Genomic DNA, 26,375 nt, shown 5'->3' on the forward strand with positions numbered 1-26,375 from the left:
ATGAAGAAGCTGGCAATGGGTGCCGCGATTGCGGCCATATCGTTGAGCGCACAGGCGGCGGTCGAGCGTATCGAGATCAAGGAGCGCATAGCGTTCGCGCCCGGTGTCAGCTTTGGCGAGGCCGGTGCCTATGAAAAAATACGCGGCGTTGCCTACTTCGCGCTCGATCCCAAGGCTGCCGCCAACGCCGCCATCACGGATCTGAAACTGGCGCCGCGCGATGCGCGTGGCCGCGTGCTGTTCTCCAGCGAGTTCGTGCTGTTGCGGCCAACCAGCGGCCAGCCATCGACGTTGATCTACGACGTCAACAACCGTGGCGGCATCGCCATGCTGGGACAGATCAACGGCCGCAGCCCGGCCCATAACGATCCAACCACGGCGGCCGATGCCGGCGATGGCTTCCTGATGCGCCACGGTTTTTCGCTGCTGTTCTCCGCCTGGACCTGGGACGTGGCGCCGCCGCCGGCCGGTGCGCGGCCGCTGGTGTTTGCGCCGCCGGTGGCCAAGGGCGTCAAGGGCAAGGTGTACAACGAATTCACGGTGAACGCGGCGGCCGATGTCGCCACCTATGCCGGCATGCGCGGCCTGACCTATGAGCCGGCCAGGCCGGAAGATCCTCATGCCCAGCTGACCGAGCGCGCACGCCCGCAAGACAAGCGCCGCCCGATCCCGCGCAGCAGCTGGCATTTCGTCGCGCCGGAACAGGCGGGCGGGCCGGGGCGCGTGCAGCTGGAAGGCGGCTTCAAACCCGGCACGATCTACGAGCTGACTTACGTAGCCAAGGATCCTTACGTCACTGGTGCCGGCCTGGCCGGCATACGCGACCTGCTGTCCTACTTCCGCGACAAGCCGTTTGAGGGCGCGGCCGCACCGAAGAACGTGCTGATGTTCGGCATCAGCCAGTCCGGCCGCGTGATCGGCCGCATGCTGCACGACGGTTTGAATGTCGATGAATCCGGCCGCCTGGCCTTCAACGGTGCCTACCTGCATGTGCCGGGAGCCGGCGGCAGCGCGGGCTTCAACAGCCGCTTCGCGCAGCCGACCCGCCATCCGTCGATGATGGAGGAGCACGAGTATCCGGCGGACGCCTTCCCATTCACCACCGCGCCGTCGAGCGACCCGGTCAGCCGCAAGACGGCTTCCTTCCTCGACAAGGCGCGCGACAAGCAGGGCAGGCTGCCCAAGCTCTTCTTCGCCAATACATCGACGGAGTTCTGGAACCGCGGCGCCTCGCTGATCGCCACCACACCCGATGGCGCGCAGGATGTGGCGCCGGCCGACAATGTGCGCATCTACGCCTTCATGGGCGCCCAGCATTATGTGGGCCGTTCGCGCACCGTGGCGCCTTTCACGGCCTGCGTGTCGACCAGCGACCACTACCTGCCGATGCGCGCGCTGGTGCTGGCTTTGGATGACTGGACCGTCAAGGGCAAGCAGCCGCCGGCCAGCGCCTATCCGCAACTGGCGGACGGCACGCTGACCACGGTGGCGGACTATCGCGCCATCTTCCCCAAGGGTTTCGGCCTGACGCCTCCTGAACAGAATCTGCGAGAGCCCCGCCTGGACTTCAGCCGTGGCGCGGGCCTGCCGAAACGCGGTGACGACTACGAAACCCGCGTGCCGGTGCCCGATGCGGACGGCAACGACAAGGGCGGCGTGCGGCTGGTGGAAGTGCAGGCACCGCTGGGCACCCACACTGGCTGGAATCTTCGCGCACCGGAAACCGGCTTCGCCTGGGCTACTTCGCGCTTCGACGGCAGCTTTGTACCGTTCGCGCGCACCGAGGCCGAGCGCCTTGCCGCCGGCGACCCTCGTCCGAGCCTGGAGGCGCGCTATCCCAAGCGTGACGATTTCGCTGCCGCCGTCCGTGCCGCCGCCGATCGCCAGCTCGCTGCCGGGCTGCTGTTGCCGGAGGACGTGGAGCGCACGATGGCCGGCAATCTCGGACTATACGACCGCATCATGGCGCGAGATCCCGCCGACAATGGTTGCGGCTACCTGTACGCCACGCCTTAAAGATCCAGCGTCAGGGCAGGTCCGTTGGCGCGCGAGACGCAGATGCACATGCGGCCTTGCGCGTGCTCTTCTGGCGTCAGGGCATCGTCCCGATGGTCCGGCGAGCCCTCCAGCACGTTGACCGCACAGGCACCGCAGTTGCCGATGCGGCAGGAGGCGGGCGCCGCGACGCCTGCGGCCTGCACGGCGTCCAGGATGCTGGTGCCGGCCGCTACTTCCACCACTTTGCCGCTGCGTCGCAGCGTTACGAATACCGGCTGGTCGCCGGCGCGAGCCGTGTTCGCGGCAAAGCGCTCGAAGTGCACTCGCGCGGCGGGAATGCTGGCGTTGACTGCCTCGCGCCGTACCGCGTCTATCAGCCGCTCCGGTCCGCAGGTGTAGATCACGGTGTCCGGGCCGGCGAGGGCGATCACGCTGGCCAGGTCCATGCGGCTGTTTTCATTGGAGGCGTGGATGATCAACCGGTCGCCGAGTTCCGCCGCCAGTTGGTCGAGATACGGAGCCTCGGCACGTGAGCGCACAGCGTAGTGCAATACAAGGTTTCGTCCCTGCGCCGCGAGCGTGTGGGCCATCGCCTTGACGGGCGTGATGCCGATGCCGCCGGCGATCAGCAGGACTGGCGCGGCCTCGTCCGACAACGCGAAGTCGTTGCCGGGCAGGGCGCACCGCAGTTCCAGTCCAAGGCGGTATTCGGCGTGCACGCCTTGTGAGCCGCCGGCGCCGTCGTCCTCACGCAACACGGCGATTTCGTAGCTGTTGACCAGCAGCGGATTGGATGCGATCGAATAGCGGCGCGTGGCGCTGACGCCGTCGGGCAGCGTGACCGGCACGTCGATGTGCGCGCCGGCCTGCACCGGCGGCAACGGTGAGCCGTCCGCGCTACGCAGCTCGTAGGCGCGCACGCGGGGCGTCATCTGGCGCACGCCGGTAATGGTCAGGGCCAGCGGGCCATTGCCAAGGACGGAGCGCTGCACCGCGCGTGGCGTGGCGTCGGCGGCTGCCAGTTGCTCTTTCAGGCGCTTCACCTGCGCGTGCAGCGGCGCCGCCATCCGGCTGACCTCTGCTTCCGTGAAGCGCGGCGTGATGTGCTGCGGGCAGTTCCAGTCGTAGCCTTCCACGGTGATGATGAAGGCCCGTTCGATGCGCGCCGGATAACCCGGCATGCGCAGCTGCTCCATCAGTTCCGGATCGTCGGCTGCTTCCACCGTCCGCGCGCGGCCGATGATCTTGAGGCGTACCTGTTCCGCATAGTCGATCAGTATCATCGAAATGCGGTCATCCTTTTTCAGGTTGCCGACGCTGAGGTACTGCACGTTGCCGCTGAAATCGGCGAACGCCAGCGTCTTGCCGTCGATAACGCGCAGGAAGCCCTGGGGGCCGCCGCGATGCTGGACATATGGCCATCCCGTCTCGCTGACGGTCGCCTGGAAGAAGTGATCGCGCTCTTCGACGAAGGCGATTTCCCTCCTGCCCAGACTGTCCTGCCGGTTTTGCATCTCGTCGAGGAAAGCATACTGGGCGCGGCTGCCCATGCTGCTCTGAACCTCACGCACGGTGGGCGTAAAGGTGATATCGGAATAGGCACGTCCCATGATGCTCTCCTCGATTGAAATGAATCAGGCGGCGATTTTCAGCTCGACTTTCGGGAAGTCGATTTCCACGCGGCTGGCTTTGCCCAGGATGTTGGTCAGGAAGTTCATGCCGACATGGGTGATGATTTCGACGATGTCGGATTCGCTGTAGCCCGCACCTCGAATCTCGGCCAGTTCCACGGCGCTGATCTCGCCTTTCTTCTCCATCAGGCTTTGCGCGAACTTCACCGCCACGGCGGCTTGGGCATCTTCGCTGCCGCCATTGCGGGCAGCGGTCATCTCGTCACCGCTCAAGCCGGCTTTGCGGCCGATGGCCGTGTGGGCCGAAACGCAGTATTCGCAGCCGTTTTGCTGTGCCAGCGCCAGCGCGATGCGTTCGCGGGTCGGCGCGTCCAGTGTGCCGCCGTTGGCGATGCCGTGCAGGCCGAGGAAGGCGCGCAGGGCGACCGGCGAGTTGGCGAAAACCTTGAGGAAGTTGGGCACCATGCCGAGCTGGCCCTGGATGGCGTCCAGCAGGGCTTTCTGTTCTGCGTTGGCGGTGGCGGTTTCGATGGTGGCGATACGGGTCATGGTGTTTCTCCTTTGGGTTGGGTTGTTTGTTCAGCGAACAATTGCAGTTTCATCGATATGGCGGATAATGAGAATCCATTGAATTTACAATGAACTATTTCTAAATCAGGAATAATATGGACAAGCTCTCTGCCATGGCGATCTTCGTGGCCATCGTCGACGAAGGTGGTTTCGCCTCGGCCGCGCGCAAGCTGCGGATCTCGCCACCGGTGGTCACACGCGCCGTCACCGAGCTGGAGGAGAGCATGGGCGTGCGCCTGCTGGTGCGCACCACGCGCGTGGTGCGGGTGACCGAGGTCGGGGCTCGCTACGCAGCCGATTGCCGCCGCATCCTGGCCGACGTGGCGGAGACGGAGACCTCCGCCGCCGGCTCGCACGGCGCACCGCGCGGCAAGCTGGTGATCACCGCCTCGGTGATGTTCGGTGCGATGTACGTTACGCCCATCGTCACCGAATACCTGCGGCGCTATCCGGAGACGGACGTCGAATGCCGCTTCCTCGACCGTGTGGTCAACATGATGGACGAGGGCGTGGACGCGGCGATCCGCATCGGCGCGCTGCCCGACTCGAGCTACCAGGCGGTGCGCGTGGGGCAGGTGCGGCAGGTGCTGTGCGCTTCGCCTGCATATCTGGACGCCCGTGGCATACCCGCCACCCCGGAAGACCTGGGGCGCCACGACCTCATCGCGGCCACGGCGGTGGTGGCCACCAACGACTGGCGGTTTGAACGGGACGGCAAACCGGCGACGGTAAAGGTGCACCCGCGCCTGAGCAGCACCAGCAACGACGCCGCCTTGCGCGCGGCGCTGGACGGCTTCGGCATTACCCGCGTGATCTCCTACATGGCGGCGCCGCACCTGGCGGCCGGCCGATTGAAGACGGTACTGGGCAGATACGAGACGCCGCCGGTGCCAGTCAGCGTGGTGCACCACGAAGGCCGCCAGTCCTCCCGCAAAGTGCGGGCCTTCCTCGATATGGCGATCGCCGCGCTAAGCGCCGACAGTGCGTTGAATTAGCAATACGCATTCAAAAATTGTATACAAAATTCGTTGACAATGTATCCGGCGAGGCGCAATATCGTCCTCAATAAAGCGCTCGGTCACAAGCTGCAGCGTTGCTAGGCACGATTTCTACGCACGGTTAAGGGCAGGCCGCGCGGGCAGTAGTTGCAAAGTAACGCCCATATAAAAGAGACTGACGGAGACGCGCTTATGAATCACTTGTTATTTCAGGTCGAGGATCGACCACCCTTGTTGATGACCGTGCTGCTGGCGGCGCAGCACATGCTGGCGGCGCTGGGCGGCATCATCGCCGTGCCGCTGGTGGTGGGCGCCGCGCTCAAACTTCCGGCCGACCAGATCATCACCCTGATCAACGCCGCGCTGCTAGGCTCCGGCATCGTCACCATCATCCAGTGCAAAGGCGTGGGCCCTGTCGGTATCAGGCTTCCTTGCGTCATGGGCACCAGCTTCGCCTTTGTCGGCGCGGCCATCAGCGTCGGCCTGGAACACGGCGTGCCGGCCATCCTCGGCTCCTCGCTGGCTGCATCGCTGGTAATGATCGTCGGCAGCTGCTTCATGCCGAAGATACGCAAGCTGTTCCCGCATGCCGTCACCGGCGTGGTGGTGACGATGATCGGCCTGTCGCTGGTGCCGGTGGCGGTGGACTGGGCGGCTGGCGGCCATGCGCCGGGCGCCGTCTATGGTTCGCCGCTCAACCTGGGCATCGCCGCGTTTGTGCTGGTCACGGTCATCATGCTGGTCCAATTCGGCAAGGGCATCGTGTCGGCGGCGGCGGTGGTGATCGGCATGTTCATCGGCTACCTGGTCTGCGTTTCTCTTGGCATGATCGACTTTTCCCAGGTGCGGAATGCGCCGGTGTTCGCGCTGCCGCAGCCGCTCCATTACGGCATGAGTTTCCCGGTCAGCGGCATCGTCGCAATGGGCATCGCCTACCTGGTGACGATGGTGGAAACCACCGGCACCTTCATGGCGCTGGGCGCCGCCACCAACACCAAGATGCGCGGCAAGACGCTGGCACGCGGCATCCTGTGCGACGGCGTCGGTTCGGCCTTCGCCGCGCTGATGTCCAGCCCACCGGTGTCGACCTTTGCGCAGAATGTCGGCGTGGTGTCGCTGACGGGCGTGGCCAGCCGCCACGTGGTCGCGCTTACCGGTGTGATGTTGTTCCTCGCCGGCCTGTTCCCGATATTGGGAGCGGTGGTCGTAACGATTCCGCAGCCGGTGCTGGGCGGTGCGGGCCTGATGATGTTCGCGATGATCATTTCGGCCGGCGTACAATTGCTGAGCCATGTCGAGCACACCAAGCGCAATGGCATCATCATGGCCGTGGCGATCGGCTGCGGACTGGCGGTGACGGTGCGGCCTGAGTTGTTGTCCAAGTTGCCGGCGTTCGTCAAAGAGGTTTTCGGCTCCGGCATCACGGTCGGCGCGCTGGTGGCGGTGGCGTTGAACCTGGTGCTGCCGGAACGTCCGGTCGAAAAGACCGATGACGATGAAGAGGAAGATGTGCCGCAGGCTTTTTTAACTTCCGAGCGTGAAGCGGCTTAAAATACTTTCATTATTAACCCCGCTGTTTCCGCAGTGCCCGCGCATTGTTTCCGCAGTGTTTAATCATCATAGAACTTATGACTAAAACCCTACTGATCAAAAATGCGCGCGTACTGGTGACGATGGACGACGAGCGCCGCGAAATCGCCGATGGCGCCGTCTTCATACGGGACAACGTGATCGAGCAGGTTGGCAACAGCGCCGATCTGCCGAAGGAAGCCGATGAAGTCATCGACGCCGCCAGTCACGTCGTGATGCCCGGCCTGGTCAATACGCACCACCATATGTACCAGAGCCTGACGCGCGTGATTCCCGCCGCTCAGAACGGCGAGCTGTTTAACTGGCTGACCAATCTGTATCCGATCTGGGCCAACCTGACGCCGGAAATGGTCAACGTGTCGACACTGGCGGCGATGTCGGAGCTGATACTGTCCGGCTGTACCACCAGCAGCGATCACCTCTACATTTATCCTAACGGCTGCAAGCTCGATGACAGCATCGAAGCCGCCCGCAAGATCGGCATGCGCTTCCACGCGGCGCGCGGCTCGATGAGCGTGGGCCAGTCCAAGGGCGGTTTACCGCCGGACCGGGTGGTCGAGGAGGAGGGCGCCATTCTCAGGGATACGCAGCGCCTGATCGAAACCTATCACGACGCCGGCCGCCATGCGATGCAGCGTATCGTGGTGGCGCCATGTTCGCCGTTTTCCGTCTCGCGCGATTTGATGAAGGAGTCGGCGGCAATGGCGCGCAGCTTCGGCGTGTCGCTGCATACGCACTTGGCGGAAAACGCCAACGACATCGCCTACAGCCGCGAAAAATTCAACATGACACCGGCCGAATACGCCGAGGATTGTGGCTGGGTGGGCCACGACGTCTGGCACGCGCACTGCGTGCAGCTCGACGACGACGGCATCTACATGTTCGCGCGCACCGGCACCGGCATCGCGCACTGTCCGTGCTCGAACATGCGGCTCGCCTCCGGCATTGCGCCGATCCGCAAGATGCTGGACCGTGGCGTATCGGTCGGCCTTGGCGTGGATGGCTGCGCCTCCAACGATTCCGGCCACATGATGGGCGAAGTGCGGCAGGCCATGCTGCTGCAGCGCGTGAGCTTTGGCCCGGATGCGATGACGGCGCGGCAGGCGTTGGAGGTGGCCACGCTGGGCGGCGCCAAGGTGCTGAACCGCGACGATATCGGCGCGCTCAAGCCGGGCATGGCGGCCGATATCGCGATGTTCAAGCTTGACGGCATAGGCTTTGCGGGTGCGTTGCACGATCCGGTGGCGGCGCTGGTGTTCTGCACGCCGCCCAACGTGTCGTATAGCGTGATCAACGGCCGCGTGGTGGTGCGCGAGGGCGCGCTGTGTACGATCGACCTACCGGTGGTGATCGAGCGCCACAACGCGCTGGCGCATCAATTGGCCTTGGCCGCCAGCTGATTCAGGGCCTGCCGCATGTGCTGGTCGTGACGCGCCTGATCGTCCTGGTTGGCGGCGGAAGGCGGCGCCTGGCCGCTGCCGCGCTGGCGCCATTCGTCCAGCGCTTGTACCGCGTAGGTCTCTTCGTTGCCGAACCATTCCAGTGCGATGCGCTCGCCCAGCATGCGGACGCGTAGTTGCTGGCGTTGCTGTTGCCAGCTGCTCAAGCGGTTGAGGTCCAGTGACGTGGCGTCTTCGGAGGTGAAGTTCTGGGCTGCCAGCAGCTCGTCGTGCGCAGCGAGATAGGCTTGGTAGCGTGTGGCAATCTGTATGGCTTCTGCGGCCGCGTTGGCGGGGAGCGCGCGGCGCAGGTGGTCGATAAGGGCTTGCATCCGGCTTGCATCACGTCGGTTTAGCAGAAAGCTGTCCATTAACGCATGCAGCGCGAAGTCTGCAATCAGTTCCTGATTGTCGGCGAGCGAGAGTTCGGGCGCGGGCGGGGCGGGAGCCTGGGTGCCGAGTTGGCGGAACAGGCGCTGTGCGGCGGCGTCCGCGATCGGCGGCCGGCCGGCTTGGGCTGCATCGGCCGCCGGGGTGGCATCGGCTTCACCGGCGGCAGGGCGCTGCGGCGCCGGCGCGTCATGCCACGCCAGCGTCGCCAGCAACGCCGCCGCCAGCGCCGTCAATGCCACCCAGGCTTTCATCAGTAGGTCGGCCAGCCGTTGCTGAAGGTCAGGTCGTTGATGAACAACACGCCGTTGTAGTTGTTCTGGCTGTCCAGCTCATGGCGCACCATCACGCCGTTCGCCACCGACTCGCCGCCCGGTGCGATGAAGCGTCCGCCGCCCGCGTCCAGCGTGGTGCCGCCGCCGTTGAGCATGTTGACGCCGTTCTTGTCGAGATACGGCCCGGTCACGCTGGTCGAGCGGCCGTAGGAGATGTGATAGGTGCTGTTGGCGCCGGCGCAGCAACTGCCCTTCGAGACGAACAGGTAGTAATACGAGCCGTTGCTCATGATGAAGGAGTTCTCGATGCCGCTGCTGTCGGCGGCCAGGTGATACCAGCTGCCGGTCGGCTTGAGCGTGTTCGGATCGACCCGCGTGGTATAGATCCCGGTCCAGAAGGAGCCGAATGACAGCCATGGCTGGCCCGCTTTATCGACGAAGAAGTTGGGATCGATGGCATTGTAGTTGTTGCCCGGTGCCGACGTCAGCACGGCGCCCTGGTCGGTCCAGTTGCCTTGGGCGATGCTGCTGGCCGTCGCCAGGCCGATGGCCGATTTCTGCGAGCCGAAGGTCGACACGGCGTAGTACAGGATCGCCTTGCCGTTCCATACGTGGATGTCCGGCGCCCAAACGGTTTTACCGTTGCCGTTGTACTGCGTCCACCACGACAGGCCGCCGCCGAAGATGCTCACGCCCTGCGTCCACGCGTGGCCGTCCGGCGAGTACTTCACGCCGATGCCGGTGTCGCTGGTTTCGGTGATCCACCAGGTGCTGTTTTCCTTGTAGACGCTGGGGTCGTGCGTGATCAGCGATCCGGTGAGTGTCCAGGTGGTGGCATGTGCGTTGATGGTGCCGATGGCGCTGAAGGCCATGGCTGTCGCCGCCGCCCATCGCTTGAGTAGCTGTTTGTTCATGTCGTCTCCGCTTTATGTGTTTTTATGTCTGCTGGATGCAGGATTTCATGCTGCGGCAGGCGCGGGCGGGCGTCTAATGAATTTTTGTGGCGTACCGATACTGCGAATCGTATCGCTACATGAGCAGCGCGGAGACCAGGTCCTTCTTGGCGGGGCTGGTACTGACGTCGAAATTCAGCGCCGCTTCGACGTGGCTCAGGTGGTGCAGCATCAGCTCCGCCGCCTTGTCCGCGTCGCCCGCGCGGGCGGCGGCGAGGAAGTCGCTGTGCTCATCGGATGAACAGACTGCGTCGCGTTCGGACTGGTACAACATGGTGATCAGCGTGCTGCGGCCGACCAGCTCGCGCACGATTTCCTTCAGCACCTGGTTGCCGACGACATCGGCCAGCAGCACGTGAAAATCGCCCAGCAATTGCTGGCGCATTTTCGACGGCGCTTGCGACAGCAGGCTGCGTTCTTCCTTCAAGTGCTTTTCCAGCATGCGGTAATCGGCTGCCTTGGCCTTGGCGGTGAACTCGCGCGCCAGCGCCACTTCGATGATGCGGCGTGCCGCGAAAATCTCGCGCGACTCCTGCTCGCTCGGCTGGCTGACCACGGCGCCCTTGTCCGGCACCATGTCGATCAATTTGTCCTTCGACAGTATCAGCAGTGCGGCGCGGACCTTGGTGCGGCTGACCGAGTACAGGCGGCACAACGCTTCTTCCCTCAGCTTGGTCCCGGGCGGCAGTTTGCGTGCCGCGATGGCTTCGGCGATGTTGTTCGCGATGTCGTTGGCGCTGTCGGCGGAGGCGGTGGTGGGCATGAAGTGGCTTGCGGTGGCGAAGTGTCGTTTTTTTGCCATCATACAGGGACCGTGGAAGATTGACTACGTAGCAGTGCCGTAGCCGTAATTACATTACATCTGTGTCTCAATGGGAATTAATGGAAGCGATTCCTGTAGTGAATTGTCAAAAATGAAGAGAATTCCGCTTGTTGTTTACTGTAGTTCTGCTACATTTTATTCGGGATGCAGTATTTCCCAAAACATAAAACAAACAACACACGGAGACAGCATGAAGAAAACCTTATTGGCCGCCGGCATCCTTGCCGGTGCCGCGCTGGCGCCTGCGCACGCCGCTTTCAACGCCGCCGACACCTCGGTGCAAATGTTCCGCTGGAAGTGGAACGACATCGCCAAGGAGTGCACCAACTGGCTCGGACCGCAGGGCTTTGGCGCGGTGCAGGTATCGCCGCCGCAGGCATCCGCCAGCCTGGGCGCGTGGTGGGATGTGTACCAGCCGGTGAACTTCGTTACGCTCAAGAGCAATATGGGCACCGAAGCCGAGTTCCAGGCCATGATCAATACCTGCCACACGGCCAAGGTGCGCGTGTATGCGGACGTGGTGGTCAATCACCTGGCGGCCGGTTCCGGCACCGCCACCGACGGCTCGACGTGGAATTCGACGACGCTGGCGTACCCGTATTTCAGCAGCAGCGATTTTCATCCGGCCTGCGACATCGCCGGCGGCGATTACGGTTCGCCGGGCAACCGCTACAACGTCATGTTCTGCCGCCTGAGCGGCCTGCCGGACCTGAAGACCGACGGCGCCTACGTGCAGGGGCAGGTCAAGAACTACCTGACCAAGTTGATCAACATGGGCGTGGACGGCGTGCGCTTCGACGCCGCCAAGCATATGCAGCCGTCCGACCTGCAGGCGATCATGGGCGGCGTGACGCACACGACCACCTCGGGCGAAACGCTGTGGGTCACGCAGGAGGTCATCCCGGACAGCAATGTGGTGCGCTCGGACTACTACAGCGTCGGCACGCTGAACGAGTTCCAGTACACCTTCGCCATCAAGGCCATGTTCCGCAACGAGAACGGCGCCAATATCTCGCAGGTGCGCTCGATCATGGGCACGCCGGGCAACTGGGGCGGCACCTGGGGCTTCATCCCGAGCGACAAGGCGACGGTGTTCGTCAACAACTGGGATACGGAGCGCAACGGCAGCTCGCTGGTGGCCAGCAATTACGTCTCCGGTACCACCAACGACACGCAGGGCACCAAGCGCTACGACCTGGCCAACATCTTCATGCTGGCCTGGCCGTACGGGAATGCGCAGCTGCACTCGGGCTTCCGCTTCACCAATTACGACCAGGCGCCGCCGAGCGCCAGCCCGTTCGATGCCAGCGGCAATCCGTTGATCAACCAGAGCTGGGACTTCATCCACCGCTGGAGCGACATCTCCAACATGGTGGCGTTCCGTGCGGCGACGTCGGGGCAGGGCGTGGACTACTTCACCAACGGCACCGTCAACCAGATCGCTTTCGGCCGCGGCGCCAAGGGTTTCGTCGCGATCAACAATGAGTACTCGACCTGGAACGCGTCGCTGCAAACGCTGCTGCCTGCCGGAACGTACTGCAACGTGGTGCACGGCACGCTGAACGCCGGTGGCACCGCCTGCACCAGCGACAGTGTGATGGTCGGCAGCAACGGCATGATCACCGTGAGCATTCCAGCCAACGGCGGCTCGACGGTGCCTGCGGTGGCGCTGCACATCAACCAGAAGATCGGCGGCAGCGGCGGCGGTGGCACCTGCACCACGGTGCCGGTGACCTTCCGCGTGGCGAACGCCAACACCGTGGTCGGGCAGAACGTCTATGTGGTCGGCAATCGCGCGGAGCTGGGCAACTGGGTGCAGGGCGCTAGCAATCAGCTGAATATCGAAGGCAGCGGCGCCAACGTGCCTTGGTCGCGCACCTTCCAGCTGCCGCCGTCGACGGCGATCCAGTACAAGTTCATGAAGTACGGCGTCGCCACCGTGTGGGAGAGCAATCAGTCCACCGCCAGCGGCAACCGTGAGGCGACCACGCCGGCCTGCGGCGGTTCGGTCACGCTGGATGCGGGAAGCTTCAAGTTCTGACGAGGTTTAGTGCACGCTCGATGGCACGGCTTTTTCCTGCTGTACCAGGATGAACGGGCTGACCACCACCGCCCACAGTTCGGCGTTGGTCTCCAGCCAGCTTGCCGCCTGCTCGTCGCTGACCTTGGCGAGCAGGCCGGCGTTCATCCACTGGCCGATGTTGGCCTTGTCGTCGTGCGAGATGCGCACGGCCACGTCGACCAGGTCCAGCGAATCGGCGATCCACACCACGTTGCCGGCGGCGAAATGCTTGAGCAGTTCTGTCCACGGCAGGCGCGCGGTTTCGCGGTTCACTTTGAGGCGCAGGTCGGTGTCGTTTTCAGGTTTGGTTTGCATGATTCAGATAATTTCGATAATCGGTACAGGGCTGCCCCGCCATGTTAACCGATAGGCCGGTCCTTTGCGCACATTGCCCACCAGCGCGGGCCGGAAGCAGGCCAGGTTGGTGCCGCCTTCGCGCCGTACGCTGGGATAGATCACACCCAGCGAACCGCCGTCCAGCAGGCGCTCGGCCAGCGTTTGCGATGCGATGTAGCTGTCCGGAGCCAGGCATGCGTCGTAGCGCGGCTGGTTGCGCAGGTCGTGAAACGGTGCGGTGAAATCGGCCAGCATGGCCTGGTATTGGACGCTGTCGTCGAAGCGGTTGATCTCCGCGTATTCGACGGTTTTGTGGAAGCTTACTTCGGCCAGCGCGGTCTCGGCGTCGAAGGCGCAATACCATGCGCCGCGATCGCCGCCGTTGAAGCGGCTGCCTTCGGGGCGGGCGTAGGTAAAGGCGGCGTTGACGATGCGGAAGTTCGGCACGCCGAACACCAGTTCATCCATCGTGATGCCGGCGGCGCCGCCGTTCTGCGCGTGCAGGCGCGCGTTGGTGGCGTTATCCAGTTCAAACAGGTCGCGCAGGTCCTGGTCGTTGTCGGCCAGCGGCGCGAGAACGGAGTCTTCAAGATCGGCAAAACGCGAGGGCAGCAATCGAAAAGTGTCAAACTGGCGCAGCGTGGTTAAGGGCGGAATCAGGCTGACCGGCACTTACAGTCCTCCGCGGCGCGCGTCCAGCAGCTGACGCAAGGTTTGCATGGCGGGCAGGCCGCCCGCCGAGATGTAGGCCAGCGGCGAGCGGCCGCCGAAGATCAGGTTGGTGTTGGGCAGGGCCATCCATTCGTCGGCCAGTTTGTCGCCGTAGAGGATGTGCAGTGCCTTGTACGTGCCCAGCAAATAGGAGATGCGGGTGATGCAGTCCACCTCCAGCGTGCGCTCGGGGTGCTTTTTCCACTCGTAGTAGGCGCTGCTGGAAATGCCGCCCAGCAGTTCGCGGGCGTCGTCGTCGCGTAGTTTCCAGGCGGCGGCCAGCTTGAAAAAGCCCTTCAGGGCTGCCTTGGACAGCCGCTCGCGTTCCGCCTTGGCGTTCAGGTCGACAAGAATGGTAGGCTCGAAGCGGCTGCGGGGGTAAGCATAGGTAAGATTCATAAATCCTCCGTTTATGGAGTACTTATACTCCTTTTTCGGGAAAATGGCAAATGTGGGTTCAACTAAGCAAGGGAGGCTGGACATGAAATGGATGAATCTGGCGGTGGCGGGGCTGCTGGCGGCGGCATCGGCCGTGGCGGCGGCTGGCGCAGGTGCTGCGCCGGCTTTTACCGGGGTGCAGGAGCAGGTGGCCAATGTCGAGCGGGCGTTCGCGGCCACGATGAGGGCGCGCGACCATGCCGCTTTCGTCAATTTCCTGTCCGAGGAGGCGATTTTCGAGGCCGGCGACAAGGCTCAGCGCGGCAAAAAGGTGGTGGCTGCCGAATGGGCGAAGTTCTTCGTCAAGCCGGACGCGCCATTCTCGTGGGAGCCGGACCAGGTGGAGGTGCTGGCCTCGGGCACGCTGGCCAAGACTTCCGGTCCGGTCTACGCGCCGGACGGCAAGCTGATCGCGCGCTTCAACTCGGTCTGGCGGCTGGAAGCGCCGAACACCTGGCGCATCGTGTTCGACGGCGGCAGCGAGGTGTGCGGCATCAAGTGATCACATCCGATCACATCGCCTCGGCATGCTCCACCATCAGCTGGACCTTGGTGACGCCGTTGTATTCGTTGGCGTCCAGGCGGAAGGCGACCTTGGCGCGGTCGCCCAGCGAATCGACGTGGCCGAACCAGATGGCGTCGTAGCGGGCGCCGTTTTTCTCCAGCAGCAGCTTGAGGTGGCGTTCCTTCAGGATGCGCTGGCTCACCACGCGGAACTCGTCGCAGAACACCGGCGGCGCAAAGCCCTGGCCCCAGACCTGGCCGTCCATCAAGCCGATGAAGTCGGTGGTGTAGTAGGCGTCTTCCAGCGGGCCGTCGGTTTCGATGACGCGCTCCAGCTGCTGCTTGCTCAGCCACGCGCGGCCCACTTCCTCGAAGGCGGCGGCGAAGGCGTCGAAGGCGTCGGCGCGCAAGGTCAGGCCGGCCGCCATCGCGTGGCCGCCGAATTTGTCGATCAGCGACGGCGCCTTCTTGTAGACCAGGTCCAGCGCGTCGCGCAGGTGGAAGCCGGGGATCGAGCGGCCGGAACCCTTGATCCAGCCGTCGGCGCCGGGCGCGAAGGTGATCGTCGGGCGGAAGAACTTCTCCTTCAGGCGCGAGGCGACGATGCCGATCACGCCTTGGTGCCACGATTCGTCGAACACGCAGATGGTGCTGCTGTTGGCCGGCTCGAACGCGTCCAGGTGCAGCAGGGCCGCATCCTGCATCTCGGCCTCGATCTCGCGGCGCTTCAAGTTGATTTCGTTGAGCTGCTGCGCCAGTTGCCAGGCGCGGCCCTCGTCGTCGGTGATCAGGCATTCGATCCCGAGCGACATGTCTTCCAGCCGTCCGGCCGCGTTCAGGCGCGGGCCCAGCGCGAAACCGAGGTCGAAGGGATTGGCGGTGCGCGGCTCGCGGCCGGCCACGCGGAACAGCGCCGCCACGCCGGCGTGCATGCGGCCGGCGCGCATGCGCTTCAGGCCCTGCGCCACCAGGATGCGGTTGTTCGGATCGAGGCGCACGACGTCGGCCACGGTGCCCAGCGCCACCAGGTCGAGCAGGTTGTCCAGCTTGGGTTGGGTCTGGGCGTCGAACACGCCGCGCTTGCGCAGTTCGGCGCGCAGGGCCAGCAGCACGTAGAACACCACGCCGACGCCGGCGATATGCTTGCTCGGGAAGCCGCATTCCGGCTGGTTCGGATTGACGATCACGCGCGCGGCCGGCAGCGTGTCGGCCGGCAGGTGGTGGTCGGTGACGACCACTTCGATGCCGCGCCGGTTGGCCTCGGCCACGCCGTCGATGCTGGCGATGCCGTTGTCGACGGTGATGATGATGTCGGGCTGTTTTTCGCGCGCGGTCAGTTCGACGATTTCCGGCGTCAGGCCGTAGCCGTACTCGAAGCGGTTCGGCACGATGAAGTCGATGTTGGCGCCCATCGCGCGCAGGCCGCGCAGGGCGACGGCGCAGGCGGTGGCGCCGTCGCAGTCGTAGTCGGCGACGATCACCATGCGCTTGCCGGCGGCGATGGCGTCGGCCAGGAACACGGCGGCGACGTCGATGTGCAGCAGGCCCGATGGCGGGATCATGGCCGCCAGCTCGCTCGACAGCTCCTTGGGATCGGTCAGGCCGCGCGCCGCGTACAGGCGCGCCAGCACAGGATGGATGCCGCCCTGGCGCAGCATTTCGGATTCGCGGAACGGGCAGGGGCGGATGGCGATACGGGTCATGTCAGGTGGGGCTCAATAAGGTGTTCAGGTCCGGCTTGCGCCAGAATTTTCGCTGCGCCATTTTGCTGGTGCTGATTTCACGCCAGCCGTCGCGGTGGCTGGCCACCAGCGTCAGCTGGCCGAGGCTGCCGTCGTTCAGCGCGGCCAGCAGCGGCGCGAACCACTGCTGTTCCAGGCGCTGCATGATGGCCAGCCAGGCGGCCCAGTCGCCGGCCACGGCGTCCGGTATCAGGTCGGCCAGCAGGGCGGTGGCCTGGCCCTTGTCCTTGGCCTGCGCGATCAGCGTGGCGGCGGTCGGCTGGCTGCCGGATGGCTGCGCCAGCGCCTGCATCCAGGGCGGGCCGCCGCCGATGGCGACAGGGCGGCATTCGGCCGGCGTGCCGCCGGCGGCGCCGCCCCACAGCCAGAAGGCGTTGACCGGCTGCAGTCCGCGCGCGGCGCGGGCTTCGTTGACCGGGTGTTCGTGCCACAGCATCTGCGCCTCGTTTTGCAGCTTGCGGTAGTTGCGCGAGTGTTCGCCTTCCGGCAGCCAGTCGCTCATGCTCTGGCCAAGGACGGCGTCGACGGTGGTGGTTTTCAGGCCGGCCCAGTCGTCGGCGCGCATCAGCCACAGGCTGGCGTCGGCGTAGACCATGGTCTTGCCGAGTTCCTCGGCGTAGGGCTGGACCAGGTCGAACAGCGCGCGCGAGTCGGCGGCATCGAGGCGCAGCTGGCGCGGATCGGACAACAGCATGTGGGTGCGCGAGATCTGCACGTGGGCCGGTTGCAGCATGAACCAGTAGCCTTCATCGACGCCGAGGCCGAAGCCGCGCAGCACGGCGGCGGCCAGCGGCGCGCCGGCGTCCGGGCTGTTTGGCGCCGGCGCCAGGCCGAGGGCATGGGCCAGCCAGGCTTCATGCGGAAGCACGCGGCCGGAGTTGTCAAAATTGAAGGTGGCCAGTTTGCCGTGGCGCGACAGCAGGGCCGCCAGCGCCGGCGTTTGCATCACGCGCTGCAGGTCCGGGGCCATTTCCGGCGGGGGCAGGGCGAAGGGCAGGGCGAGGGTAATCTGAGTCATCCCGGGATTGTAGGGCATCGCGGCCCTGCGGGACGAATTTTAGTGCACCAGCTTGATCCGTAGTGCCGAGATAAGCGCGGCAGGCGACTTCTTCGATACCGGCTGTGGCGGCTTAATCGGCACTTAAGTGCCGGCCTTTCTAGCGGCACAGTGCGGTGTTTCACCCATGAAACCCGCATTGTGTGGCAAACTGCGGGCTCACCAATGTTGATTCCTTCCGGAGCCCATGAGCCTTATCCAGAATCTGCCCTTTGAATGGCTGGTCGGCCTGCGTTACACGCGGGCCGGCAAGCGCAGCGGGCGTAACAGTTTTATCTCCTTCATTTCCCTGATTTCCATGGCCGGCATCGGCCTCGGCGTGGCCGCGCTGATCGTCGTGTTGTCGGTGATGAACGGCTTCCAGAAGGAAGTGACCGACCGCATGTTGTCGGTCCTGGCCCACATCGAAATCTTCGATGCGCGCGGTTCGATGCCGGACTGGCACGCCGCCGCCGCCGAGGCGCGCAAGAATCCGGAAGTGATCGGCGCCGCGCCGTTCGCCGAAACCCAGGGCATGCTGGTGCGCGACGACGTGCTGCGCCCGGCCATCATCCGCGGCGTGCTGCCGGAGCAGGAGCCCAGCGTTTCCGACGTCGCCAAGCAGACCAAGCGCGGCAGCTTCAACGCGCTGCAGCCGGGCAGCTACAACATCGTGCTCGGCATCGAGCTGGCGCGCGCGCTGCGCGTCAACCTCGGCGAGAAAGTCACGCTGGCGCTGGCGCAAGGCCAGCCGACGCCGGCCGGCGTGCTGCCGCGCCTGCGCTCGTTCACCGTGGTCGGCATCTTCGAGGCAGGCCACAACGAGTTCGACTCGGCGCTGGCCTTCGTTCACCTGACCGACGCCGAAAAACTGCTGCGCATGGACGCGCCGGCCGGCCTGCGCCTGCGCCTGTCGGACATGCACCGCGCGCCGCAAGTGGCGCAGGACCTGAAGGCCAGCATGTCGGGCGACCTGATCATGCGCGACTGGTCCAAGCTCAACGCCAACTGGTTCGCCGCCGTCCAGACCGAGAAGCGCATGATGTTCATCATCCTGACTCTGATCATCGCGGTGGCCGCCTTCAACCTGGTGTCGACCCTGGTGATGACCGTGACCGACAAGCAGGCCGATATCGCCATCCTGCGCACGCTGGGCGCCTCGCCCCGTTCGATCATGAAGATCTTCATGATCCAGGGTGCGCTGGTCGGCATCCTCGGCACCTTCATCGGCGTGGCCGGCGGTGTGCTGGTGGCGCTCAACATCGACGTCATCGTGCCATTTATCGAACATTTATTGGGAGTGCAGTTCTTGTCGAAGGATATTTACTACATCAGCACCGTGCCGTCCGACCTGCGCTGGCCGGACGTGTTCAAGATCGGCGGCGTGGCCGTGGTGCTGGCCTTCGTGGCGACCATCTATCCAAGCTGGTGGGCCGCCCGCGTGAAACCTGCGGAGGCGCTGCGCTATGAGTAACCTCGAACCCGTCGTCCTTTCCTGCCGCGGCCTGGGCAAGACCTTCACCCAGGGCGCCTACTCGGTGCCTGTGTTGAACGGCATCGACATCGATGTGCGGCGCGGCGAACGCGTGGCCATCGTCGGCGCTTCCGGCTCCGGCAAATCGACGCTGCTGCACCTGCTGGGCGGCCTCGATACGCCGACCAAGGGCAGCGTCACCCTGCTGGGCAAGGACTTCGCCAGCCTGAGTGAAACGGCGCGCGGCGATTTGCGCAACGCCTCGCTGGGCTTCGTCTACCAGTTCCACCACCTGCTGCCGGAGTTCAGTGCGCTGGACAACGTGGCGATGCCGTTGATGATACGGCGCGTCAAGCGCGCCGAGGCATCCAGCGTCGCGCAGCAGATCCTGGCGCGCGTCAACCTGGCCAAGCGCGTCACGCACGTGCCGGGCGAACTGTCGGGCGGCGAGCGGCAGCGCGTGGCGCTGGCGCGGGCGCTGGTCACACAGCCGGCCTGCGTGCTGGCCGACGAACCGACCGGCAACCTCGATCACGCCACCGCGCAGCAGATTTTCGAGCTGATGCTGGAGCTGTCGCGCACCCTCGGCACCGCCTTCGTCATCGTCACCCACGATATCGAACTGGCACGCCGCTGCGACCGCGTGCTGCGCCTCACCGACGAAGGCCTGCAGCCATACCAGGAGTAAGCCTGATGTGGATCGACACCCACTGCCACCTGGACGCGCACGAATTCGGAGACGAGTCCGTCGCGCAAGCCGCGCTGGCGCGGCAGCAGGGCGTGGGCATGATCGTGATCCCGGCGGTGGAGACGGCCAACTTCCCGGTGGTGGCGCAGCTGGCCGCCGGCGTGGACAACGGCTGCTACGCGCTGGGTATCCATCCGATCTACGTGCCGCAGGCCGCGGAGGACGACCTGCGGGTGCTGCGCGAACAGGTCGCCGCCGCGATGGCGGACGATCGCTTCGTGGCCATCGGCGAGATCGGCCTCGATTTTTTCATCCCCATGCTGACCGAACCGGCCATGCGCGAGAAGCAGGTGTTCTTCTTCCGCGAACAGCTCAAGATCGCCCGCGACTTCGAGCTGCCGGTGCTGATGCACGTGCGCCGCTCGCAGGACGTGGTGCTCAAGCATGCGCGGCAGATCCGCCCGGCCGGCGGCATCGCGCACGCATTCAACGGCAGCTTCCAGCAAGCGCAGGGCTATATCGAGCTGGGTTTCAAGCTGGGCTTCGGCGGCGCCATGACATTTACCCGCGCGCTGCAGATACGCCGCATGGCGGCGGAGCTGCCGCTGGACGCCATCGTGCTGGAAACCGACGCGCCGGATATTTCACCCAGTTGGATCCATCCGGGCCGCAACAGCCCCGACCAGATTCCCCGCATCGGCCAGGTGCTGGCCGAGTTGCGCGGCCTGTCGCTGGCCGAAGTGGCCGCCGCGACCACCGCCAACGCCCGCGCCGCGCTGCCGCGCATGGTGAGATTTGGTGAGAATTGATGGAACTTTAATAGTGCATAATTTTAAATCTTAATTTTAAAATAATTCACTGGAAAGTGCCGCATGAAAAATATCTGCCTTGCATCGTTGCTGGTCGTGCCCATCCTAGGTTTTGCTGAAACCAGCCAGGTGTCCGAGCGCGAAATCGCCGTGCCGAAGTGCGCCAATCCCGCCGCCAAGGTGGTATTTACCGAATTTAAATGCAAATCGGCGGATTGCTCGTCGGGCGCCGGCCAGCAGGATCCGCGCCAGTACCGCTGGTGGGAGCGCCAGGGCAACGTGGCGCAGCCCAGCTACACCGGCGTCGGCACCGGCATGACCGAGATGCTGGCGACCGCGCTGACGCAAACCGGCTGTTTCGACGTGCAGGAGCGCGCGGAGATGGAAGAGATCAACAAGGAACTGGCGCTGATCGGCAAAAAAGTGGAGGCCGAGGCGGCCGACTACATGATCACCGGATCGATCACCTCGCTCGGCTTCGAGCAGAGCTCCACCGGCCTGGGCGGCCTGGGCTTCCTGAAAGGGCCGTTGAGCCTGCTGGCCGGCTCGGTCGACTTCAAGAAATCCAAGGTGCACATGAACATGGACATCCGCGTGGTGGACGTCAAGCGCGCCAAGATCGTCGCCTCCAAGACCTTCCAGGCGAATAACGAGAAGAACGGCTTCGGCGTGTCGGCGCTGGGCTGGGGCGGCGGCGTGGGGCTGGGCGGCAGCCACGCCAGCATCAGCGGCTCGCCGCTGGAGGAGGTGGCGCGCGACCTGCTGGTCAAGTCGACGTCCTTCCTGGCCGAGACCATCGCGGCCAAAAATATCACCGAACACGTCGCCATCAAGGCGACGGACGTCTCGGTCAAGTAGGCGGCTGGCGCCCGGCGAACCCGGGCAGGCGCAGTGTCCGGCGGCGGGCCTGGCTGTAGCGAGGTGGCGTGATGCGGATGGCGATAATCGGCTTTGCCGCCGGCGCGGCGCTCCTGCAAACACAGGCCGCGCTGCCTGAGGCTTCGACTATCGGGCTGGCCGCCGTCGCGGTTTTGGCGTTGCCGCTGGCCTTGGCCGCATGGCGCAGGCGCGGTGGGCAGGGCGGCTGGTCCGCCACCATGCGTGGCGCGGCTGCCTTGACCCTGGCGGCGCGTCTCGCCGCGATGCTTGCCGGCTGCGCCGCCGGATTCCTTTGGGCCGCCTGGCTGGCCCATTGCGCGCTGGCGCCGCAGTTGGCGTCCGCCGACGAAGGACGCGACTTCACGCTGGTGGGCACCATCGACAACCTGCCGTATCGCTTCGACCGGGGCGTGCGCTTCAACTTCGCGGTGGAGCGGGTAGTCGGCGGCGTGCAAGGCCAAGTACCGCCGCATGTCGCGTTGTCCTGGTATGCCGGTTTCCGCGACCAGGTGACTGAAGTGGGCGACGTCCAGCCGGGCGAACGCTGGCAGCTCACGGTGCGGCTGCAACGACCGCACGGCAACGCCAATCCCTACTGTTTCGATTATGAAGTCTGGCTGCTGGAACAAGGCCTGCGCGCGACCGGCTATGTGCGTCCGGACGCGGGCAACCGGCGGCTGGACGGCTTTGTCTTCAGCATCGGCAACGTCGTCGAGCATGCGCGGGCGGTGCTGCGTGGCCGCATCCTGGCCGCGCTGCCGGACCGGCCCTATGCCGGCGTGATCGTCGCGCTGGTGGTCGGCGACCAGCGCGGCATCGACCAATCCGACTGGGCGGTGTTCAATCGCACCGGCATCGGACATCTCATTTCCATCTCTGGGTTGCACATCACGATGGTGGCGGGACTGTTTGCGCTGGCCGCATTCAAGCTGTGGCGCTGGTCGTTCTTCACGCGCGCGCAACTGCCGTTGCTGCTCCCGGCGCAGAAGGTGGCGGCGCTGGTCGGCATGGCGGTGGCCTTGCTCTACGTGCTGCTGGCTGGATTCGGCGTGCCGGCGCAGCGCACCTTGTACATGCTGACGGTGGTGGCCGCCGCGCTGTGGCTGAACCGGATCACCAGCGTCTCGCACGTGCTGTGCACCGCGCTGGGTGTGGTGGTGCTGATCGATCCGTGGGCCGTGCTGTGGCCGGGCTTCTGGCTGTCATTCGGCGCGGTCGCCGTCATCCTGTACGCGACGGTCGGCCGTACCACGCTGCGTCCAGCGCGCGGCCGGCACGGTCCCGCGCCCGCTGCGGCGGCGCAGGCGCCGTCGCGCCGCGAGCAGCTTTGGCAGGCGTTGCGGCTGGGCGCGCACACGCAGTATGCGGTGACGTTCGGGCTGGTGCCGCTGTCCATGCTGCTGTTCGCGCAAATCTCCGTGGTCAGTCCCCTGGCGAACGCCGTGGCGATTCCCTTGATCAGCCTTGTGGTCACGCCGCTGGCTTTGGTCGGCAGCATGCTGCCCGCGCCGCTGGCCGGACCGGTGCTGGGGCTTGCGCACTGGCTGGTCGCTGCGCTGGCGGCGTGCCTGCAGTGGTTCAGCGGCTTGCGCTATGCCGTCTGGAGTGCGCCGACACCGCCGTTCTGGCTGTTCTGCTGGGCCATGTTCGGCACTATCTGGCTGCTGGCGCCGCGCGGCTGGCCGGTGCGCTGGCTGGGCCTGGCGACGTGGATACCACTGCTGGCGGCGCAGCCATCGCATCCGGCGCCTGGTCGGATGACGGTCACCGGGTTCGACGTCGGACAGGGCATGGCGCTGCTGATCGAGACCGGGCGTCACCGGCTGCTGTACGACACTGGTCCGGCCTATGCGCCCGATTCCAACGCCGGCAACCGCGTCATCCTGCCGTACCTGAAGGCGCGCGGCATCGCGGCGCTGGACGGCATGATCGTCAGCCACAGCGACGCCGACCACTCCGGCGGCGCGCTGACGCTGCTCGACGGTATCCGCATCGGCTGGGTTTTATCCTCGCTGTGGCCGAACCATCCGATCGCGCTGGCCGCTCGCCAGCACGTGCATTGCGCGGCGGGGCAGGGCTGGAGCTGGGACGGCGTGCGTTTCGAGATGCTGCATCCGCTGCCGTCCAGCTACGCCGACACCGCGCTCAAGCCGAACGCGCGCGGCTGCACGCTGAAGATCACGGCGGGCGGCAAATCGATGCTGCTGGCGGCCGACATCGAAGCCGCGCAGGAAGCCGCGCTGCTGGAGCGCGATCGTGGCCGTTTGCAGGCCGACGTGCTGCTGGCGCCACACCACGGCAGCGGCACCTCGTCGACGCCGGCTTTCCTGCTGGCCGTGCAGCCATCGGTGGCCGTGTTCCAGGTGGGCTACCGCAACCGCTATCACCATCCCAAGCAGGAAGTGTATGAACGCTACGGCGTGCAGGGCATACGCCGCTTGCGTACCGACGAAAGCGGCGCCGTTACCATCGATTTCAGCAACGGCGCCGGCCAGGGTATCGGCATTGCCAGCTATCGCACCGAGCACCGGCGCTACTGGAACGGCCGCTAGTTGGCTCCGGCGCCGCTGGCCTGCAATACGGACGGCTTGATATTCAGCGTGACGATTTTTTCCAGCGGAGCATTCTTTCGCGCGCCATTGCCGACCTGGTCGACCGGCTGCACGGCAATCTGCTTGACGACGGCGATGCCGCCGGTCAGCGGCAAGCGCATCACAGGCTGGTTTTCCTGCTCTGCGGCGCAGGCTGCGCCTTCGCAGTTCCATTGCCTGAATCCCGACTTGTCGTCCTTGGCCACCAGTACCAGATCGGGTACGCCCTCGAACACCGTGCTGTTGACGGCGGGATCGTCGCACGCCAGCTTGAGGTCCGCCAATTGCACGCTGCATTCGAAGGATGGCGCCACGGTGTCGACTTCCAGCCGTGTCGTGGGCTTGACCTGGAAACGCTTCAAGGTGGCATCCCGGACCGCCAGCTCCAATTCAAACGGACCCTCGTCGGCAAGGGCCGACAGATCAATCGATAGCGTCTGGCCGGCCGCGTCGAACGAGCACTTCGCACCCGGGCTGCGGTACGAAGTGCTGGATCGGGCGCCTGAGCACAGCGTCCTCGCGCCATATTTACGGGAGAACGCGGTGACGTCCGGATAGACAGTCCGCATATAGGCGGCCGTATCTCTTGCCGGATCGATCGAGCTTCCCGTGAGTTTGAAATTTGCTGTGCCCGGCACGAACAGCGTGGCGCCATCGACCGACAGCGCCGACTGCGCAATGTCGATGGGGGGAGCCTTGCCGCGTTCCGCCATGGCGGAATACAGCACCGCCATGTAGGCCTCGTGGCCGTTGGCGCTGGGGTGCATCGCGCCGCTTGATAATATCGGGTTGCCAGGGATTTTTCCCTGCAAGTGGGAGGAGTCGGCCAGCGTGCGCATCCAGCGCTGGTCGTCCGCCGCACACCAGGGGTGGGTATCGAATTCGCTCAGCGCGTGGGCGACCTTGCGTGAAAAATCGTCGACGCTGGCATCGGCCAGGAATGGATCGGTCTTCAAACCGTGCACGAAATACCAGCCGTGTTTGCCGGCGGCCGCGGCCAATTCGCGGTTCAACCGCAACACGATGTCGTTGGAGGCGTACTTGTTTTCCTCTTCATCCATGCAGAATTTCTTGTCGATTCCCCGGATATTCAGGAAACCGCCAGCGTTGCAATTGCAATATCCATAGGCGGTTTTATCGTCTGCGGGCAGCGTCAGGCGCGTTGGGTCCGGGTAGGACATCAGATAGACGTTGGCGGGATTGAGTTTTTGCTCTAGTTGATCGAACAGTTTCGGAAACCAGCTACTCACTTTCTTTATTTTTTCTTCCTCCTTGATGCGGTCTTGCTCGGAAGGCAGGCCTTTGCGCATCATCATGTCGACGACTATGGAGCCAAAGCCTATGTCGTTGCCGCCAATCGAGATGAGCGCAGCGTCGATTTCATTGGGCGAGGCTGTGTCCAGCAAGTCGGCGATTTCCTTGATCTGGGGCTTGAGCGTTTCCCACTCGTTTCCCACGGCTGAAAACAAGGGCAGTTTCTCCCAGCCATAGTGGTCCACATGCGCGGTTTTCATCTGTCCGACAGTCTCCCGGCCTGCATAACCTTGCTCCGGGGCGGCGCCGATAAGCAAGTCTGCCAGCTCGGCGCCCGAACAGGCGGCGCTGAGGACGGTGATGGCGCCGCCCGTTGTGATCCGCACGCCGTTTTCCACTGCGCTGGTAGACGCCGCCATTTTCAGTCCGGCCCGCATCGGACCGGCCCAGAACGACCGGTGGCAGCGCTCGCTCATCCAGATGGCGCGGTTGTCGATCGGAACCAGCTCCGGCTCGGCTGCGCTCTTTTGCCGTACGCCTGCCTCGCCGAGTTGAAGATCAGGGTTGCCTTCACCTGAAGCATAGGAATCGCCCAAGATCACGATCAATTTATCGGCCGGAATGGGGAAATCGACGACTTGGTCGCCAGCCGGCAGATGAACTACCACCCGGCCCTTGCCGCGCGCATTGCCGCGTTGGGTCGTTTCTATGAAGCATAGTTGCTTAGGGTCCTTTATTTCTTTGTCATCGAGGGTCCAGGTGCATGTGCTGTTCTCGCCAAAGCCATCCGCCTTCAATATGAGCTGGCGGCTGGCGAGGTTGCCACACAAGGTATGCGGGTCGGAGTTGCTTTCCGCGCATTCGCTGACTGTTCCCGTTTTGGCCTTGGGAAATACCGCAGTCCATTTTCTCTGCGGCGCGGCGTAGCGGGAAACCAGCGCGTCGGCCGGCAAGCGTGCCAGATAATCCGCGCGGCTGCGATAGAGCAGGTCGTCAAACAATCCCAGCCGGGGGAGAACATCGACAGACACGGCGGGGCCGGTCTTTGGCGGAACAGGCGCCGCCTCCGCCGGAGGAGGCGGGTAGTACAGCTTCATGGTGCTGCCGCATCCCGCCGACAGCACGCAAAGCAGGATAGCCAGTATTTTGTCGGATAGTTTGTGCCATGCCGCCATGTCCACCTC

The 26,375-nt window shown here is 64.7% G+C and carries 22 protein-coding genes; 11 read left to right on the plus strand and 11 right to left on the minus strand.

Features of this window, described 5'->3' with window-relative positions; all coding sequences use genetic code 11:
• Entirely contained in the window at positions 1-2,016 is a 2,016-nt protein-coding gene (locus ACSQ3S_RS15335; protein ID WP_436142898.1) for an alpha/beta hydrolase domain-containing protein, read from the plus strand.
• Here ACSQ3S_RS15335 and ACSQ3S_RS15340 read toward each other — a convergent pair.
• On the minus strand, positions 2,013-3,608 hold the full coding sequence (locus tag ACSQ3S_RS15340) for a 2Fe-2S iron-sulfur cluster-binding protein (RefSeq protein WP_436142899.1): 1,596 nt from the start codon (positions 3,606-3,608) through the stop codon (positions 2,013-2,015). The genes ACSQ3S_RS15335 and ACSQ3S_RS15340 overlap by 4 nt on opposite strands.
• Before the next feature lie 24 nt (positions 3,609-3,632).
• Entirely contained in the window at positions 3,633-4,178 is a 546-nt protein-coding gene (locus tag ACSQ3S_RS15345; RefSeq protein ID WP_353398100.1) for a carboxymuconolactone decarboxylase family protein, read from the minus strand.
• Positions 4,179-4,294: 116 nt separating this feature from the next.
• Between ACSQ3S_RS15345 and ACSQ3S_RS15350 the strand changes: the two genes are divergently transcribed.
• From ACSQ3S_RS15350 to ACSQ3S_RS15360, 3 genes are all read left to right on the plus strand, one after another.
• Positions 4,295-5,194 carry a LysR substrate-binding domain-containing protein gene (locus ACSQ3S_RS15350; RefSeq protein WP_436142900.1) on the plus strand — a complete coding sequence of 300 codons (900 nt, stop codon included), beginning with the start codon at positions 4,295-4,297 and terminating at the stop codon, positions 5,192-5,194.
• 195 nt (positions 5,195-5,389) lie between these two features.
• Entirely contained in the window at positions 5,390-6,748 is a 1,359-nt protein-coding gene (locus tag ACSQ3S_RS15355; protein WP_436142901.1) for a nucleobase:cation symporter-2 family protein, read from the plus strand.
• A gap of 77 nt (positions 6,749-6,825) precedes the next feature.
• Complete coding sequence (locus ACSQ3S_RS15360; RefSeq protein WP_436142902.1) at positions 6,826-8,187, plus strand: 8-oxoguanine deaminase; 1,362 nt, start codon at positions 6,826-6,828, stop codon at positions 8,185-8,187.
• On the opposite strand, the gene ACSQ3S_RS15365 is transcribed toward ACSQ3S_RS15360, so the two are convergent.
• The 3 genes from ACSQ3S_RS15365 to ACSQ3S_RS15375 all read right to left on the minus strand — a co-directional run bounded on the left by ACSQ3S_RS15365 (position 8,163) and on the right by ACSQ3S_RS15375 (position 10,607).
• Positions 8,163-8,870, minus strand: a complete 708-nt coding sequence (locus ACSQ3S_RS15365) for a hypothetical protein (protein WP_436142903.1) — start codon at positions 8,868-8,870, stop codon at positions 8,163-8,165. The genes ACSQ3S_RS15360 and ACSQ3S_RS15365 overlap by 25 nt on opposite strands.
• Positions 8,870-9,805: a glycoside hydrolase family 43 protein gene (locus ACSQ3S_RS15370; protein ID WP_436142904.1), complete on the minus strand. Its 936-nt coding sequence runs from the start codon at positions 9,803-9,805 to the stop codon at positions 8,870-8,872. Before ACSQ3S_RS15370 ends, ACSQ3S_RS15365 begins: the two co-directional genes overlap by 1 nt.
• A 115-nt stretch (positions 9,806-9,920) precedes the next feature.
• The gene (locus tag ACSQ3S_RS15375) at positions 9,921-10,607 is read right to left on the minus strand and encodes a GntR family transcriptional regulator (RefSeq protein WP_176650454.1); all 687 of its coding nucleotides are present in this window, start codon (positions 10,605-10,607) and stop codon (positions 9,921-9,923) included.
• 250 nt (positions 10,608-10,857) lie between these two features.
• On the opposite strand from ACSQ3S_RS15375, the gene ACSQ3S_RS15380 reads away from it, so the two are divergent.
• Positions 10,858-12,708, plus strand: coding sequence for a carbohydrate-binding module family 20 domain-containing protein (locus ACSQ3S_RS15380; protein ID WP_436142905.1), 1,851 nt, complete (start codon positions 10,858-10,860; stop codon positions 12,706-12,708).
• A gap of 6 nt (positions 12,709-12,714) precedes the next feature.
• Here the strand turns inward: ACSQ3S_RS15380 and ACSQ3S_RS15385 are convergent, their stop codons facing one another.
• Genes ACSQ3S_RS15385 through ACSQ3S_RS15395 form a run of 3 tightly spaced genes read right to left on the minus strand, consistent with a single transcriptional unit; the run spans position 12,715 to position 14,175 of the window.
• Positions 12,715-13,044 carry a DUF2288 domain-containing protein gene (locus tag ACSQ3S_RS15385; protein ID WP_436142906.1) on the minus strand — a complete coding sequence of 110 codons (330 nt, stop codon included), beginning with the start codon at positions 13,042-13,044 and terminating at the stop codon, positions 12,715-12,717.
• A 3-nt stretch (positions 13,045-13,047) separates the two neighbouring features.
• Positions 13,048-13,737: an RES family NAD+ phosphorylase gene (locus tag ACSQ3S_RS15390; protein ID WP_176650457.1), complete on the minus strand. Its 690-nt coding sequence runs from the start codon at positions 13,735-13,737 to the stop codon at positions 13,048-13,050.
• A complete protein-coding gene (locus ACSQ3S_RS15395; RefSeq protein WP_436142907.1) occupies positions 13,738-14,175 on the minus strand; it encodes an antitoxin Xre/MbcA/ParS toxin-binding domain-containing protein in 438 nt (145 codons plus the stop codon). It lies immediately after the preceding gene.
• 82 nt (positions 14,176-14,257) lie between these two features.
• On the opposite strand from ACSQ3S_RS15395, the gene ACSQ3S_RS15400 reads away from it, so the two are divergent.
• Positions 14,258-14,716 (plus strand): YybH family protein, encoded by a 459-nt coding sequence (locus ACSQ3S_RS15400; RefSeq protein ID WP_436142908.1) that lies wholly within the window; start codon positions 14,258-14,260, stop codon positions 14,714-14,716.
• Between the two features lie 10 nt (positions 14,717-14,726).
• Here the strand turns inward: ACSQ3S_RS15400 and recJ are convergent, their stop codons facing one another.
• A complete protein-coding gene (gene recJ / locus ACSQ3S_RS15405; protein ID WP_176650460.1) occupies positions 14,727-16,421 on the minus strand; it encodes a single-stranded-DNA-specific exonuclease RecJ in 1,695 nt (564 codons plus the stop codon).
• A gap of 1 nt (position 16,422) precedes the next feature.
• A complete protein-coding gene (locus ACSQ3S_RS15410) occupies positions 16,423-17,478 on the minus strand; it encodes a hypothetical protein (RefSeq protein WP_436142909.1) in 1,056 nt (351 codons plus the stop codon).
• Between the two features lie 226 nt (positions 17,479-17,704).
• Between ACSQ3S_RS15410 and ACSQ3S_RS15415 the strand changes: the two genes are divergently transcribed.
• From ACSQ3S_RS15415 to ACSQ3S_RS15435, 5 genes are all read left to right on the plus strand, one after another.
• Complete coding sequence (locus tag ACSQ3S_RS15415) at positions 17,705-18,970, plus strand: lipoprotein-releasing ABC transporter permease subunit (RefSeq protein WP_436142910.1); 1,266 nt, start codon at positions 17,705-17,707, stop codon at positions 18,968-18,970.
• Positions 18,963-19,658 carry a lipoprotein-releasing ABC transporter ATP-binding protein LolD gene (lolD, locus tag ACSQ3S_RS15420; protein ID WP_353398127.1) on the plus strand — a complete coding sequence of 232 codons (696 nt, stop codon included), beginning with the start codon at positions 18,963-18,965 and terminating at the stop codon, positions 19,656-19,658. Before ACSQ3S_RS15415 ends, lolD begins: the two co-directional genes overlap by 8 nt.
• A 5-nt stretch (positions 19,659-19,663) precedes the next feature.
• Positions 19,664-20,467 (plus strand): TatD family hydrolase, encoded by an 804-nt coding sequence (locus ACSQ3S_RS15425; protein ID WP_436142911.1) that lies wholly within the window; start codon positions 19,664-19,666, stop codon positions 20,465-20,467.
• A gap of 63 nt (positions 20,468-20,530) precedes the next feature.
• On the plus strand, positions 20,531-21,325 hold the full coding sequence (locus tag ACSQ3S_RS15430) for a CsgG/HfaB family protein (RefSeq protein WP_176650465.1): 795 nt from the start codon (positions 20,531-20,533) through the stop codon (positions 21,323-21,325).
• Between the two features lie 71 nt (positions 21,326-21,396).
• Positions 21,397-23,898 carry a DNA internalization-related competence protein ComEC/Rec2 gene (locus ACSQ3S_RS15435; RefSeq protein ID WP_436142912.1) on the plus strand — a complete coding sequence of 834 codons (2,502 nt, stop codon included), beginning with the start codon at positions 21,397-21,399 and terminating at the stop codon, positions 23,896-23,898.
• Here ACSQ3S_RS15435 and ACSQ3S_RS15440 read toward each other — a convergent pair.
• On the minus strand, positions 23,895-26,366 hold the full coding sequence (locus ACSQ3S_RS15440; protein ID WP_436142913.1) for a hypothetical protein: 2,472 nt from the start codon (positions 26,364-26,366) through the stop codon (positions 23,895-23,897). The two genes, ACSQ3S_RS15435 and ACSQ3S_RS15440, sit on opposite strands and share 4 nt — an antisense overlap.
• Positions 26,367-26,375: the final 9 nt, after the last annotated feature.

This window comes from Duganella sp. LjRoot269 (assembly GCF_964254095.1).
In the GTDB taxonomy this organism is placed as follows: domain Bacteria; phylum Pseudomonadota; class Gammaproteobacteria; order Burkholderiales; family Burkholderiaceae_D; genus Rugamonas; species Rugamonas hordei.